Annotated in this window: 12 protein-coding genes; 8 read left to right on the top strand and 4 right to left on the bottom strand. The window is 41.9% G+C overall.

Features of this window, described 5'->3' with window-relative positions; translation table 11 throughout:
- Nucleotides 1–252 precede the first annotated feature (252 nt).
- Nucleotides 253–984, bottom strand: coding sequence for a sulfite exporter TauE/SafE family protein (locus FZC79_RS02495; protein WP_148945292.1), 732 nt, complete (start codon nt 982–984; stop codon nt 253–255).
- A gap of 160 nt (nt 985–1,144) precedes the next feature.
- Between FZC79_RS02495 and FZC79_RS02490 the strand changes: the two genes are divergently transcribed.
- The 3 genes from FZC79_RS02490 to FZC79_RS02480 all read left to right on the top strand — a co-directional run bounded on the left by FZC79_RS02490 (nt 1,145) and on the right by FZC79_RS02480 (nt 4,242).
- A complete protein-coding gene (locus FZC79_RS02490; RefSeq protein ID WP_148945291.1) occupies nt 1,145–2,011 on the top strand; it encodes a LysR family transcriptional regulator in 867 nt (288 codons plus the stop codon).
- A gap of 95 nt (nt 2,012–2,106) precedes the next feature.
- On the top strand, nt 2,107–2,817 hold the full coding sequence (dapD, locus tag FZC79_RS02485; protein ID WP_148945290.1) for a 2,3,4,5-tetrahydropyridine-2,6-dicarboxylate N-acetyltransferase: 711 nt from the start codon (nt 2,107–2,109) through the stop codon (nt 2,815–2,817).
- 303 nt (nt 2,818–3,120) lie between these two features.
- Nucleotides 3,121–4,242, top strand: a complete 1,122-nt coding sequence (locus FZC79_RS02480; protein ID WP_148945289.1) for an N-acetyldiaminopimelate deacetylase — start codon at nt 3,121–3,123, stop codon at nt 4,240–4,242.
- A 47-nt stretch (nt 4,243–4,289) separates the two neighbouring features.
- Here the strand turns inward: FZC79_RS02480 and FZC79_RS02475 are convergent, their stop codons facing one another.
- On the bottom strand, nt 4,290–5,156 hold the full coding sequence (locus tag FZC79_RS02475) for a mechanosensitive ion channel family protein (protein WP_148945288.1): 867 nt from the start codon (nt 5,154–5,156) through the stop codon (nt 4,290–4,292).
- Nucleotides 5,157–5,726: 570 nt separating this feature from the next.
- On the opposite strand from FZC79_RS02475, the gene FZC79_RS02470 reads away from it, so the two are divergent.
- The 5 genes from FZC79_RS02470 (at nt 5,727) to FZC79_RS02450 (ending at nt 13,292) form a co-directional block, all read left to right on the top strand.
- A complete protein-coding gene (locus tag FZC79_RS02470; protein ID WP_148945287.1) occupies nt 5,727–7,481 on the top strand; it encodes an ABC transporter ATP-binding protein in 1,755 nt (584 codons plus the stop codon).
- A gap of 8 nt (nt 7,482–7,489) precedes the next feature.
- Entirely contained in the window at nt 7,490–9,313 is a 1,824-nt protein-coding gene (locus FZC79_RS02465) for an ABC transporter ATP-binding protein (RefSeq protein ID WP_148945286.1), read from the top strand.
- Nucleotides 9,314–10,147: 834 nt separating this feature from the next.
- Entirely contained in the window at nt 10,148–11,488 is a 1,341-nt protein-coding gene (locus FZC79_RS02460; protein ID WP_148945285.1) for a cytochrome ubiquinol oxidase subunit I, read from the top strand.
- Nucleotides 11,489–11,553: 65 nt separating this feature from the next.
- The gene (locus FZC79_RS02455) at nt 11,554–12,567 is read left to right on the top strand and encodes a cytochrome d ubiquinol oxidase subunit II (protein ID WP_148945284.1); all 1,014 of its coding nucleotides are present in this window, start codon (nt 11,554–11,556) and stop codon (nt 12,565–12,567) included.
- A 65-nt stretch (nt 12,568–12,632) separates the two neighbouring features.
- Nucleotides 12,633–13,292 carry a potassium channel family protein gene (locus FZC79_RS02450; RefSeq protein ID WP_148945283.1) on the top strand — a complete coding sequence of 220 codons (660 nt, stop codon included), beginning with the start codon at nt 12,633–12,635 and terminating at the stop codon, nt 13,290–13,292.
- Nucleotides 13,293–13,496: 204 nt separating this feature from the next.
- On the opposite strand, the gene rnjA is transcribed toward FZC79_RS02450, so the two are convergent.
- Nucleotides 13,497–15,164, bottom strand: coding sequence for a ribonuclease J1 (gene rnjA / locus FZC79_RS02445; RefSeq protein ID WP_148945282.1), 1,668 nt, complete (start codon nt 15,162–15,164; stop codon nt 13,497–13,499).
- A 4-nt stretch (nt 15,165–15,168) separates the two neighbouring features.
- On the bottom strand, nt 15,169–15,378 hold the full coding sequence (locus tag FZC79_RS02440; RefSeq protein WP_148945281.1) for a DNA-dependent RNA polymerase subunit epsilon: 210 nt from the start codon (nt 15,376–15,378) through the stop codon (nt 15,169–15,171).
- Nucleotides 15,379–15,884: the final 506 nt, after the last annotated feature.

The following is a 15,884-nucleotide window of genomic DNA, read 5'->3' as shown; positions in this document are numbered from 1 at the left end:
CTGAGAAGGTACTTAACGAAATTCAAAGTCTTCAGAGTGCAAAAGGCATCCAGTCTTGATTAAATGCTGGATGCCTTTTAAATTCCGATAATGGTTGATTATTTGAAGGTTTAAAGAATGATCAACAGCTCTTTACTTGAAGTTTCCTGTGAGGGGTTGAGTGTGCAAGAGCCAGATTCAGACTAAGCGAAAGTCCTTTCAGACACATATGGGAATTCAAAAAGAAAAACGAAGAGCATGGTTTTTAAACTTCTAGAACAGTAAGGAATGAACCAACTTAACGATCAAGGTGAGAGTCATAACATTTAAAACGGTTTTTGCCAGCTGCAAGGGGACCTTTCCGGCGATTCTTACAGCTATTTGTGCACCCAGGAGGCTGCCAAGACAAAAAGCCAAGCCTGCCTGCCAGATGAAATGTCCGTTGTAAAGGTAAGCTGTGAAGGCAGCTGAACAGGAAATAAAGGTTTGGAATCTTGTAAAAGCAATGGATTTGATAAAAGAGGCCCCTTTGTAAATGAAAGTGTGCATCAGCATAGTTGCCTGACCTGGTCCGAACATACCATCATAGAAACCTATCGCAGTTAAAAATGGACCGATGCCTTTAAGATTTTCGGTATCCCCTGTCTGGGAGGGTGAGGACTTCTTAATGAAATTTAGTGAAAATGCGGTCGATAAAAAAATAATGGCCAGTGCTTCCAAGGTTGGCTGAGAAAGCAAACCTGCTGTCAGTCCCCCAGCAATCCCGCCGCCAAATGAAAATGGAAGGATGGAGAAAGCTTCTTTCCACCGTATTTCTCTTTTTCTGAGCAAATAAACGAAGCTGGAAAATGAGCTGATCGTATTTGAAAATTTGCTCGTTGCAATAGCTGAATGGATAGGCAGGCCGGCGAGGAGCATGACCGGAAGGCCGATCAAGCCGCCGCTGCCTGCGATAGTTCCTATGAGAGCAGTGAAAAATCCTGCCAGCAAAAGGAGAATGAACATGTTATCACCTCTCATTTATCTTCTGTCAGCCACAATTACTTTCTGTTTAAAGTATATTCTCTTAAAGGTCATAATGAAATTACATAAAAACTAAGATATAATATAAGTAAAACTTATTGAAGGGCGTGAAGGCTCTGTGGCTTTTTCAGAATATCAATTAATGTCTGTTCTTGCTCAGGAAATGAATATGAGAAAAGCAGCAGAAAGGTTGTTTGTTTCTCAGCCTGCTTTATCTCAAAGGCTTCAGAACATTGAAAAGGAGTGGGGAACCAAACTGTTTATCAGGTCCCAGAAAGGGTTGTCTCTAACACCTGCTGGAGAGCTTGTCGTTAAGCTGTCCCAGGAAATGCTGCAAAAGGAAGAGAAAGTGAAAGAAGAAATTCAGGCCCTGCAGTCCAAAGTACATGGAACTCTGAAGATTGCATGCGCATCCATAGTAGGACAGAATTGGCTTCCCCAAGTTCTTAAGAAGTTTGTAGATGCTTATCCGCATGCTAAAATCTCCTTGATCACCGGGTGGAGCAGTGAAATACTGGAAGCGTTATACGAGGATCAGGTGCATATAGGAATCATACGGGGAACCGCGGACTGGAAAGGTCCCAAGTACCACCTTTTCACTGACAGGCTGTACTTAGTGGACAGGGAGATTCAGAAGGTGGAAGAGGTTTTGGAAACAGACCGTCCTTTCATTCAATTCAAAAGTGATTCAAACTACTATCAGGAAATACAGGACTGGTGGCACCGGCAATTTCAATCAGTACCTAAACGCACAATAGTAGTCGATCAAATAGAGACATGTAAACAGATGACATTCAATGGGATAGGATATGCGATTCTGCCGGCAATTACGTTGAACGGGGCGGAGGAAAATCTTTATAAAATTCCCCTGATGGATGAAAAGAAAGGTTCGATTCACCGGGACACCTGGCTTATTGGGTATGATTCTGCTTTCCAGCTGAAGCAGGTTCAGGCTTTTGTGAAAATAGTAGAAGAGTTTTTAGAGGAAAACAGCACATCCATTTTTTAAAGGTTAGAATAGAGAATTCTTGTCTTTCATCCTTTAATTTGTTAAAGTGGATAATAGATTTCTGAATATATACATATTAATAGGGGGTTACTCAAATGAAACAAATGGATGCAAATGAGATCATCTCATTTATTCAAAATAGCACGAAATCTACACCTGTCAAAGTATATGTGAAAGGAAACCTTTCGGATATTAACTTTGGCGCTAATACAAAAAGCTTTATTAATGGCGAATCCGGTGTGGTGTTCGGAGAATGGGCAGAGATTTCTGAAGCACTTGAAAACAATAAAAACGATATAGTGGATTACGTAGTGGAGAACGACCGCCGCAATTCGGCTATTCCTCTGCTTGATATGAAAGGCATTAAAGCCCGTATCGAACCTGGCGCCATTATCAGGGATCAGGTGGAAATCGGCGATAATGCTGTCATCATGATGGGAGCTTCCATCAATATCGGTTCTGTGATTGGTGAAGGTACAATGATTGATATGAATGTTGTACTTGGCGGACGTGCAACTGTGGGCAAGAATTGCCATATCGGTGCCGGCTCTGTCCTTGCTGGTGTCATTGAGCCCCCATCTGCAAAGCCGGTTGTAATCGAAGACGATGTAGTGGTTGGAGCGAATGCAGTGGTTCTTGAAGGCGTCACGGTAGGAAAAGGTGCCGTTGTGGCAGCGGGCGCAATTGTGGTAGAAGATGTACCTCCCTACACTGTTGTAGCAGGTACCCCGGCCAAAGTCATTAAAGAAATTGATGAAAAAACGAAATCAAAGACTGAAATCAAGCAAGAGCTTAGACAACTGTAATTTTTGCCGGTCATCGGTTGATTGGATAAAGGACTGAGGGCCATACGGCATCAGTCCTTTTCACATGGCTGTTTTCGCAAATAGTGTTGCTTTCGGAAAAATCCTAAGAGCCGGATTTTTCCCCGATTTCTAAGAGTTTAATCTCTTATCGAGGGAGTGCAGTTCTTTTCTTTTCGCTGATACCAGTTTTTACACCCTCATAATACGGTTATTTTTCTGAATTAGTATCAAACAGCAGCAAAGTTTACGAAAAGGGCCTTTCACATAGAGTCAATGCAGGAGCATATGAAAGGAGGCATAACCATGCCTGAAAGCAACACATTCATTGAAATCAGAAGAGATCTCCATAAGATTCCTGAGCTGGGATTTAAAGAGCATAAGACACAAGAGTATCTGCTTTCGTATATTGAAAGCCTGCCACAGGAAAGGCTTCAGGTGAAAAAGTGGAAAACAGGCCTGTTCGTAAGGCTGGAAGGCACTAATCCAACAAAGACGGTCGGCTACCGCACAGATATTGACGGCCTGCCAATCGAAGAAAACACCAGCCTTCCATTTCGCTCGGAACATGAAGGGAGAATGCATGCATGCGGACACGACTTTCATATGAGTATTGCGTTGGGGATACTGACCCATTTTGCAAGAAACCCTATGGAAGACCATCTTCTGTTTGTTTTTCAACCGGCAGAAGAAGGTCCTGGGGGCGCAAAACCTATGCTTGAAAGTGAGGTCATGAAAGAATGGAAGCCTGACTTCATTATTGGTCTCCATGTCGCGCCAGAGTATGAGGTAGGGACGATTGCCGTTAAGGAAGGCCTGTTGTTTGCCAACACCTCAGAACTGTTCATCGACTTGAAAGGAAAAGGAGGTCATGCAGCTTATCCTCACCATACCAAAGATATGGTAGTGGCAGCGGCCATGCTCGTGAGCCAGCTGCAGACGGTTGTCTCCAGAAATATTAACCCGCTGGACAGTGCGGTTGTGACTATAGGAAAAATCACAGGAGGAACCGTCCAGAACATAATTGCGGAAACAGCAAGACTGGAGGGAACCATCAGGACATTATCAGCTGAGTCAATGGATAGTGTGAAACAACGGATTCAGGCCCTGGTAAAAGGGATTGAAATCGGTTATGACTGTGAGGCTGTCATTGACTACGGCAGCATGTACCGCCAGGTTTTCAATGAAGAAAAGGCGACAAGAAGGTTCATTGAATTTCTGCGGACGAAAGAGGATGTAGACCTTGTTCTATGTGATGAGGCTATGACAGGTGAGGACTTCGGCTACATGCTTGAAGAAATTCCCGGTTTCATGTTCTGGCTTGGGGTTAATTCTGAATTCGGGCTTCATCATGCTAAATTAAATCCTGATGAAAAGGCGATTGAATTTGCGATTTCCACTGTGACGGATTACATCAGTACTTTATAAGGAACTAAATAAAAAACAACGTCCTGGAATCGGACGTTGTTTTATTATTATTGTTCTTTCTTTTCGATGTACACTTGATGGGGATATGGAATTTCAATGCCATTTTGATCAAGTGCTTCTTTAAGAGCTTTGCGCAGTTTGCGTTCCACGCCCCATTGCTCCATATTTTTTGTTTTCCCGATCACTCTGATGACCACATCTGATGCTCCAAGCGTCTGGATGCCGATTACATTAGGGCCATCCACAATATTTTCATCTTCGGCTGCTACCTTGTCACAGACCTGCTGAAGGACCGTGATGGCTAGATCAATATCATCATCATAAGAGATCCCTATATCAACAAGTGCCCTCATGTTACCTCTGGAATGATTGCTCAATGAGGTTATTTCCCTGTTAGGGAGGAAGTTCAATGTGCCGTCAAAGCTGCGTATCTGTGTCGTTCTTAGTCCTACAGCCTCAACAATTCCTGAATAACTCCCTGCTGTGACATAATCTCCTACATCAATTTGTTTTTCCAGCAGAATGAAGAAGCCGGTTACCACATCGCTGACCAGTCCCTGTGCACCAAAACCGACGGCAAGTCCAATAATACCGGCACCTGCAAGAATGGCTGTTACCTCTATTCCGAAGATTTGAAGAATGGTAACGAAGAAAATAAAAATCAATACGTAGGAGAAAATGTTTTTTGCCAGGCTCTCCAAGGTTTGTGCTCTCGCCGCAGAGACACTGTTTCTCTCGCTATATTTGCTGAATGCCCTATGCAGAACTTTGTTTCCAAATCCTCTTACTAACAAAAAAGCAATATAAATAGCAATAATCTGCATGAAGGAAATTCCTATTGTGATTAAAAGCCCTGTCCAATCAAAGTCATTTATTCTTTCTGTAAATCCATTCAAGCCTAATATAAAGCCCATCTTAGTCATTCCTTTCATATTAAGGTTATATGTACAAGCAAAAAAGACCTTATAAGTATAAACATAACTTCATTAGTGTTGTCAAAAACCAGACTGTTTTATTCGACAATCATTGCGGAAAATCCTTTTGGTGAAGGTTGATTCTTATTAATTGCTGCTTACAGAAAAATCACAAGGGCCGGATTTTCCTCGGAATTTCTCTCTAAACAGGGAGAGCAGCTCTTTTCTTTCTGGCTTACCAGGTTATCCCGTATTAAGGCGGTAGTTTTCGAAATTTTATTTGGAATGGCAAATTGGTGGAAACGGGACGAGCTGCCTGAAAAAAGTTTCAATCGGGCACTTGAATAATTGAAAAAAGGGAGTAAGCAACTAAAGTGGTAGAAGAGATCGGCCAAATGGCCGATCTCTTCTTATGCTTAGTTAAGTAAAGTATTGATAGTAGTAAAATCAGAATTGATGAAGGATTCTTAAAAAAGTAAAAAATTCAAATAAAAAGGTGGAAAAATATTTCGAAACCCGATATATTAAATAGTACATGAATTTTTTGCATCAAAGAGAGGGGGAAAATAAGTGGATACATTTAAAAAGTTAAAGCAGTTTTACTGGCCTTACAAAAAATTCTTTTTCATTTCGATTATTTTCTTGGTTTTCGTAACAGGTATCACAGTGGTTTATCCGATCATCCTGCAGAGGACAATCGATGATGTGATATTGCAGAGGGAGTTTGGCCTGGTACCTTATTTGGCATTCGGTTTCATCTTTATAATGGTCATAAAAGGTGTCACCACTTTTATTCATCAATATAACGGGGATATGTTTGGGATCACAAGTGTGTACAGACTGCGAAATGAGCTGTATGAAAAGCTTCAATATCTTCCGTTCCGGTACTATGATAATGCTAAAACAGGAGATCTAATGTCAAGGCTGACAGCGGATGTTGAGGCATTCCGGTTTTTCCTATCATTCGGGATTTCCGAATTGATCCGCTTCGCCCTGCTTGTCACCCTCAGTTTCGGAGTCATGTTCTACTATTCTCCGTCACTTACGTTCGTGACATTGTCCACTCTGCCGTTTCTCGCTGTGTCAGTTTATAAGTTTGATAAAGCAGTGCATCCGGCTTTCCGTGGAATCAGAAAGTCTTTCGGAAAATTGAATACAAATGTACAGGAAAACATCAGTGGTATCAATACGGTGAAATCCTTATCAAGGGAAGACTTTCAAATCGATAAGTTTAACTCATCGAATGGAGATTACAAGGATAAGTACCTGTTAACATCGGATGTTTGGGCAAAGTATTTCCCCCTTATGGAGTTTCTGGGGAATGTCAGTGTTGTCCTCCTGCTTTCATATGGCGGATTCCAGGTCATGAACGGCAGCTTATCACCAGGTGAGCTGGTGGCCTTCTACAGCTTGCTGTGGTACATCATTTGGCCGATAATGAACCTTGGATTCACAATCAACCAATTCTCGCAATCTAAGGCATCTGGTGAGCGCCTGCTTGAAATTCTCGAAGCGAATGAAGACATTGTCGACAAAGACGATGCTGTCAAAGTCGACAGAATGAAAGGTGACGTAGAATTCAAAAATGTTACTCTGAAATATACAAAGGATGATGAAGAGGCGCTCGAGGGAATATCATTCAAGGCTGAGCCAGGGAAAGTCATCGGCTTGATAGGCGGGACTGGATCCGGGAAAACCAGTATCACTAACCTGATGACCCGGTTTTATGAGCCAAGTGAAGGCGAAGTGCTGATTGATGGAAGACCGGTTCAGGACTATGCCATTAAATCGTTAAGAAAAAATATTGGGTTTGTTCTGCAGGAATCCTTCTTGTTTTCTTCTACAATCAAGACGAACATTTCCTATGGAAGGCCTGAAGCTACTATGGAAGAAATCATCGATGCCGCCAAAAGGGCACAGGCTCATGACTTCATTGCAGAACTTGAAGACGGCTACGATACAAAGCTGGGGGAAAGAGGCCTCGGCCTTTCCGGCGGGCAAAAACAGCGTATTGCTATCGCACGTGCGATCTGCACAGATCCAAGTATCCTCATATTGGATGATGCAACAAGTGCAGTTGATATGGAAACAGAGTTCAAGATTCAACAAGGCTTCAATGAGGTGATGGCTGGTCGAACGACCTTCATAATCGCCCATCGTATTTCTTCTTTGAAACATGCAGATGAAATCCTTGTGCTCGAAAACGGAAAAATCGTTGAGCGCGGGGTCCATGACTTCCTGCTCAAAAACAATGGACCATATCAACGAATTTATGATATTCAATATAAAGATCAGAAAAAAATCCTTCAATCACAGCAAGGGTAGGTGAGACGATGAAAAATAAGGAAAAAACAAATCAGAAAATCTTAGAAAGGTTTTATTATTCAACCGACCAGGTGATTGATAAACCTTTTAACTGGAAACAGCTCTGGAGGCTGCTGACCTATTTGAAGCCTTATTCAAAGAGCCTGCTGCCGCTTTCGGTCATCATGGTGTTGATCACCACAGGGGTCAGATTGGTCATTCCTATCTTGATCGGTGTCTATACTCTCGATAAAGCAATCATTGAAAGGGACAGCTCCATGCTGACCACCTTGGTGATTTCAATTGCCGGCCTCTATATACTTAGTTACATAGCCAACGTGCTGAGGATCCGGTGGATGAACATGCTTGGCCAGGGGGTCATTTATGATCTGAGAAAGCACTTGTTCTCACATGTACAGCGGCTTTCACACAGATTTTTCGATCAGCGCTCGGCCGGTTCCATACTTGTCAGGATCATGAATGACATTAACTCACTTCAGGAACTGTTCACTAATGGAGTCATTAATCTCCTCATGGATATGATCCTGCTGATCGGAATTATTGTCATCCTGTTTACTTTAAGTCCGCCTTTGACTCTTGCGGTACTTGTGATTCTCCCGCTCATGTTCTTCATCTCAACGAGCTTGAGAAAGAAAATAAGAAGATCATGGCAGATGGTCCGCTTGAAACAGTCTAAATTGAATTCACATCTGAATGAAAGCATTCAGGGCATCCGTGTAACCCAATCGTTCACACAGGAAAAAGAAAATATGCAATTCTTCGATGGTGTCAATACAGAAAGTTTTGACAGCTGGAAGAATGCGACAAAAAAGAGTGCGATGTTCAGGCCGCTGGTCGAATTGACAAATGCTGTTGGTACTGCTGTCCTAATTTGGTTTGGTGCCATCTTGATTCAAGGAGATTCACTTACATTGGGTGAATTCGTTTCTTTCGCCTTCTATCTGGGAATGTTCTGGGAACCAATCTCACGCTTAGGAATGGTATATAATCAACTTTTAGTTGGAATGGCCTCATCTGAAAGGATTTTTGAATTCCTTGATGAAAAACCGAATGTGGGTGAAAAGCCAAATCCTAAAGAGTTGAAGGATATCGATGGACTCATCCAGTTTGAGAATGTTGATTTTGCTTATGACAGCAAACGGAAAGCACTCAATAATATATCCCTTGAAATGAAAGCCGGGGAAACCGTTGCGCTTGTCGGCCATACAGGGTCCGGTAAAACAACCATAGCCAACTTAGTCAGCCGTTTCTATGATCCTACAGGAGGGTCAGTCAAGATTGACGGCCATGACCTCAGGGACGTTTCTTTAGCGAGTCTGAGAAGCCAGATCAGTATTGTGCTTCAGGATACGTTTATCTTTTCAGGTACTATCAAAGAGAACATACTCTTTGGTAGGCCGGACGCCTCTGATGAGGATGTATTGGAAGCAGCCAAGGCTGTTGGAGCCCATAAATTCATCGAAAAACTTCCGCAGGGATATGAGACGGAAGTTGAAGAAAGAGGAAACATATTGTCTGTAGGTGAACGACAGCTGATCTCCTTTACAAGGGCGCTGCTGGCCGATCCTAGGATCATCATTCTGGATGAGGCTACTGCTTCTATTGATACAGAAACGGAAGTCCAGATTCAGGAAGCGCTGAGAACGCTGCTGAAGGGCCGTACAGCTATCATGATTGCCCACAGGCTCTCTACAATCAGGGAAGCGGATAATATCTTTGTACTCGACCACGGAAACATCATCGAACATGGTAACCATGATGAATTGATGGATCAGCAGGGAGAATACTTCCACTTAGTGAAAGCTCAATTTAAAATGTTAGAAGTTATTTAAATAAGGCTCTTTTCGTAAACTTTGCTGCTAATTGATACTAATTCCGAGAAATTTCAATCGCAAGAAGGAAAAAATAGAGATAAAACTCTTAGTATCCGGGGGAAAATCCGGCTCTTGGGATATTTCCGAAAGCAACAATATATGCGAAAACAGCCTTAAATAAACAGAACCGTCCTTCAAAGAAGGGCGGTTTTGTTTGAGGGTCTTGAAAACCCCTGGCTATGACGGGGGTTCCAAAGAGCTTATAGTGTGGTAGAGAACGCCCTCTTTCTATAGAAAAAGCCGGTTCCTTATCACTGCATGCCATTCCAGCAGGAGGGGAGGTATCCTTGCCGATTGGCATTACAAAAAAAGCCTAAAATAAGCGGAGTTTTTCCGGTTAAGCTAAAGAATTGAATGTGATTTAGGGTATATAAGCGGAATTTTTCCGCTTAAGCACAGCGAAATGAACTATTTTCGAATCATTTTTACAAATAAGCGGAATTTCTTCGCTTATTATAGCTATTCTTTCTCACTATGACTCAAATAAGCGGAATTTCTCCGCTTATTTCCCCACTTTTTTTCAGCCGGAATAAATAGCCAGAGAAAATAATTTATTCGACCTTATAGGCCGAGGCCGGCAAGAGAGGCCTTGAGCCGCGGAGCACACCACCTGTTCACACTGGCCGCTCTGAATAGGTTGAAAAATAATGGCGGTCTCACAATAAAGAAGACATAGAAATACCAAATTCTTTTCGCTGGATAATGCTCATTACTTCACAAACTCATCCAGAGGTTTTATAATGGTGAAAAAGTGATATCTATAAGTATAGTAGATTGATAGGGGGGATACGTATGGAGCTGGATAGTGTCATGTTGAGCAGGATGCTCACTTCAGTGACCCTGGCATTTCATATAATTTTTGCAACAATCGGTGTCGGGATTCCTGTGTTGATTTCGATTGCAGAGTTCATAGGAATCAAAAGAAATGACGGACATTACATATTACTTGCAAGAAGGTGGGCCAGAGGCTTCACCATTACGGTTGCTGTGGGTGTTGTTACAGGTACAGCGATAGGTTTGCAGTTATCCTTGCTGTGGCCTTCTTTTATGCAGGTAGCGGGACAGGTAATCGCGCTGCCATTATTTATGGAAACCTTCGCGTTCTTTTTTGAAGCGATTTTCCTGGGGATTTATTTATACACTTGGGACCGGTTTAAAAACAGAATGACCCATTGGCTGCTGACTATTCCGATCATCATCGGATCTTCAGCTTCTGCCTTGTTCATCACAATGGTGAACGCATTTATGAATACTCCTCAGGGGTTTGATCTCGAGGGAGGGAAAGCGGTCAATATTGATCCAATCGCAGCGATGTTTAATCCGGCTACACCGACAAAAGTGTTTCATGTTCTCACTTCAGCTTATCTTACTTCGGCCCTGATTTTGGCGGCCATCACTGCTTTTGCGATTCTACGGAAAAAAGGCAGTGCATATCATAGGAAAGCTTTGCGCCTAACCATGGTCTGCGGATTGATATTCGCTGTAGGAACAGCAGTAGCCGGAGACGTATCAGCCAAGTTCCTTGCCGAATATCAGCCTGAAAAACTGGCTGCCGCGGAATGGCATTTTGAAACAGAGAGCAATGCTGATTTGATCATTTTCGGAACACTAGATGAAAACAATGAAATTCACAATGAAATAAGAATCCCTGGCTTCCTCAGCTTCCTGGCAGGAAACTCCTTCGATACCGAAGTAATCGGCCTTGAAGAATTTCCGGAAGATGAGCTGCCGCCATTAGTTGTGCACTATCTGTTTGATTCGATGGTTTCAATAGGAATGTTCACGCTGTTTATTACATCGCTGTTTGTCCTTTTTTGGAAATGGAAGAAGCGGAATGAGTGGAACAAGCCTCTTCTTTGGGGAATTGTAGCCAGCGGCCCTCTGTCAATGCTGGCGATTGAATTTGGATGGATATATGCAGAAGTAGGGAGGCAGCCTTGGATTTTGCGAGGGTATATGAAGGTGGCGGATGCTGCAACCAAAGCGGATGGAGTAGGACTTTCCTTTGCGCTCTTCGTGATTTTGTATATTATTTTAGGGATATTCTGTGTGACTGTTTTAATTAAAATGTTCAAGAATAAACCGCCTGAAGTCGAATATGAACAAAGGTTTAAAAGCGGAAAACTCCAATAGGCAAAGAATTGCCATGAACTACTTTGGGGTACGAGAAAGAAGCGACTGAAAGAGGAGGGAAACTAGTGAGTCTTGAGGTATTAGGGATTACAGTGCTTTGGGTTTTCCTATATGGTTACCTGATTGTTGCTTCGATTGATTTTGGGGCAGGCTTCTTCGCCTTCTATGCGAAGGTGACGAAAAAAAAGCATACTGTCAATGATTTAATAAGCAGGTATCTATCTCCTGTCTGGGAAGTTACAAATGTATTCTTTGTATTTTTCTTTGTAGGCCTTGTAGGATTTTTTCCAGATACCGCCTACTATTATGGAACCGCGCTGCTTCTCCCTGGAAGCATCGCTCTAATCCTTATAGCGATCAGGGGAGCCTTTTATGCTTTTGGCAATTATGGGTCAAAAGATAATGTATTTTTCTTGTTTTTATATGGAGCTACGGGACTGCTGATTCCTGCCGCCCTGTCAACGGCGCTGACAATTTCAGAAGGAGGATTCCTTAAAGAGACTGAGGACAGGGTTGTTTTCCTTGCCGGTGAATTATTTACCAGCATGTATTCTTGGAGTGTGGTCCTGCTGGCTATAGTCTCTGTACTATTTATTTCCTCAGCATTTCTGACATATTATGCTGACAAAGCACATGATCTGGAAGCGAGGGAGGTCGTAAGAAAATTCGCCCTGTTTTGGAGTCCGCCGACTATTTTAGCTAGTCTCCTGGTATTCGCAGGACTAAGGGAACATAATCTTGAACATTTTCAGAACGCATTGGATATATGGTGGATGTTTGGATTATCACTCTTATTTTTCCTGGGAGCTTCGGGACTTATCTATAAACGGACGAAACTAGGCATTGCTTTCATCATGGTCATGCTTCAATTCTTTTTTGCTTTTTTCGGATATGGTGCATCGCATCTGCCTTATATTCTGAAGCCGTTCATCACAATTGAAAGCAGTGTCACAAGTCCGGTTATGGGGACGTCGCTGGTAGTTGTGTTCATCGCAGGTCTGTTTCTGTTGATTCCTTCTTTGATCCTTTTGATGAAACTGTTTCTTTTTGATGCTGATTATGTAAAAGGAAAGAAATAATCTGATTTCATCAACTTTATGGTAAAATTAAGCTATAAGCATTCTCTTATGGTGGTGGAGTTATAGTGAAAAAAGAATTTGTAGTGATAGGTTTAGGGCGTTTTGGGGGAAGTATAGTTCACTCATTGGCTGATCAAGACTTAGAAGTCATGGCAATTGATAAAGATGAAGATAAGGTGAATGAATTTGCTTCTATCGCCTCACATGCCGTGGTTGCGGATACGACAGATGAAGCCGTTTTGAAAAGCCTTGGAATCAGGAATTTTGATCATGTAATCGTTGCAATTGGCGATAATATACAAGCCAGTATTCTGACAACCCTTATGCTGAAAGAAATCGGTGTAAACAACATTACGGTAAAAGCACAAAATGATTATCATGAAAAAGTGCTGAGGAAGATCGGCGCCACTCATGTAGTACACCCTGAAAGAGATATGGGCAGAAGGATTGCCCATAATATCGTTTCTAACAATGTTCTTGATTATTTGGAATTATCTGATGAACATTCTATCGTCGAGATCGTCGCCAATGATCATTTAGATGGAAATTCATTGATTGATCTGGACATACGAGCCAAATATGGGATTAATATTGTTGCAATCAAAAGAGGAAAGGATATTCTTGTATCGCCTCAGGCTGATGAAACGATCCAGGCAGGAGATATTCTGATAGTGATTGGGGCAGATTCTGACATTACCCGTTTTGAGAAGAAAGTGCTGCTCTAATGAATAGTAAAAAGCAGGCTGAATCATATTCAGCCTGCTTTTTTGGTTTGTTCAGGGTATTGTTTATCCCTCGATATCAATAACTTTTAAAAGAGGTCATCATCGAGCTGCTCAGTGCCCGATGGCCGTAACAGCGGGAAAATACAAAGCCCCCGGGGTTTTTAGACTCCGAGGGGCTGGGTGCTTGCACTTTGTTCTGCTGTATTAAACTTCCATGATGATCGGCAGGATCATTGGACGGCGTTTAGTTTTTTCATATAGGAATGGTGCTAATGTATCAGTGATTTCATTCTTGATTTCTGACCACTGGCTTGTCCTGCGCTCAAGAAGTTTGGTTAAATGTTTATTGATGATATTTTGAGCTTCATTGATCAAATCACCAGATTCTCTCATATAGACAAAACCTCTTGAGATGATGTCAGGGCCGGAAGCAATTTTGAAGTCGCTCATGTTGATGCTGACGACAACAATGACCAATCCTTCTTCAGAAAGGATTCTTCTGTCGCGGAGCACTATATTGCCGATATCGCCAATACCGCTTCCATCAATATATACAGATCCGGATGGGATCTTGCCTGCAACCTGGGCAGTATCATTGCCAAGGGCCAGTACTTCACCGTTATCCATGATGAAACAATTGTCCGGTTCAACTCCACAATCTACAGCAAGCTGGTTATGCATTTTCTGCATCCGGTACTCTCCATGGATTGGCATGAAATATTTAGGCTTAATGAGCCTAAGCATAAGTTTCTGTTCTTCCTGGCTTCCGTGGCCGGAAGTATGGATATCATTCAAAGAGCCATGAATTACATCAGCACCTGCACGGGACAACATGTTAATCGTGCGATTTACACTGATAGTATTTCCGGGAATCGGTGAAGATGAAAAGATAACCGTATCTCCAGGGTGAATCTGGATTTGTCTGTGTGTACCGTTGGCAATTCTGGAAAGAGCTGCCATAGGCTCTCCCTGGCTTCCAGTACAAAGGATGGTCACTTCTCCCGCAGGCAGTCTATTGATTTGGTTTGATTCAATAAACGTACTCTCTGGTGCCTTGATGTATCCCAATTCTTGTCCGATACGGATATTGTTCTCCATGCTTCGGCCGAATACCGCGACTTTCCTTCCGTGCTTAACCGCAGCATCTATAACTTGCTGCAATCTGTAGATGTTAGAAGCAAAAGTAGCAAATATGACCCTTCCTTCTACTTTCCGGAAGATATCATCAATGCTTTCTCCGACTTTTCTTTCAGACATAGTAAAGTTAGGTATTTCACTGTTAGTGCTGTCAGATAGGAGGCAGAGAACACCTTCCTTGCCGATTTCTGCCATCTTGGTCAAATTGGCCGGTTCGCCAACTGGGGTGAAATCAAATTTGAAGTCTCCTGTATGGACCACATTTCCTGGAGGTGTCTTCACGACAACTCCATAAGAATCGGGAATACTGTGAGTCGTTCTGAAAAAGCTGACTGCTGTTTTTCTGAACTTAATCACATCTTCTTCCTGAATGACATTAAGCTTTGCAGTGCGTAACAATCCATGTTCTTCGAGTTTGTTTTTCAATAATCCAATCGCCAGCTTACCGCCGTATATCGGGATATTGATTTCTCTAAGTAAATATGGAATTCCGCCAATATGGTCCTCATGGCCATGTGTGATGAAAAGGCCTTTGATTTTATCAGCATTTTTCACTAAATAGGTATAATCCGGGATAACATAATCGATTCCCAATAATTCATCTTCCGGAAACTTGATTCCTGCATCAATTAAAATGATTTCGTCCTGAAATTGTACACCGTAAGTATTTTTACCGATTTCGCCCAAACCGCCAAGTGCGAAAACAGCTGTCTGATCATTTTTAACAAATTTCATAATATTAGTAACTCTCCACCTTATAGTTTTCTGATTGCTTCTCATATTCAAGATGTGAGTTATCAAGCAATTGAACAAATTCGATATTATACGGTTTATCTTTCAATTTCAGGCGGACATCACGTTCTGAATCAGCTTCCACATACAGGGTCATCGTGCATTCGCGCACAGGGATTTCCTGTTTTGTTTCCTGATAGTAAACTTTGTAAATCATTTTTCTCTCTCCTTATCCGTAATCAAAATGTAACTTTTTCTATTATATAAAAAGTTTTAAAAGTTTTCATGCATTCAACATAATAAGAACCCTCTATGTATAAATGCTGATAGTATGTTGAAAGAATACCGGCTTTTCATTCCGTCCTGCCGAATTCATTCTTTACTATCATTAAACAAAGAACAGCCCTCCTAAACGTGAGGGCCTGCACATTTAAGCGATTGTTTTTTTTCTGAGTACATCCTTCCATTGTTTCAAGAGCTTCTTTCTAAGCTTCTTTAACATCTGGATCACTCCTTAATAGTAGTTTACCTAGAATTGGTCTTAAAGTAAAGTTTACCCGCTAGGCTCCTGTCTCTTTTTTCGATTTTAGTATATGGAATTTTTGACAGATTTTACGTGGATAAGATTGGAAGAGTATAGTTTTAGCCTGTTTTACTTTATTCTAAAAGCCTGCTTTCGCTAAGATTGTGGATAGGTAAATGTTCCGAAGAAAAAAAGGCGGT

The sequence above is a fragment of the Rossellomorea vietnamensis genome, from assembly GCF_008180615.1.
In the GTDB taxonomy this organism is placed as follows: Bacteria; Bacillota; Bacilli; order Bacillales; family Bacillaceae_B; genus Rossellomorea; species Rossellomorea vietnamensis_D.
Note: the sequence above shows the minus strand (reverse complement) of the source record. Positions and strands in the feature narration are given on the sequence as shown.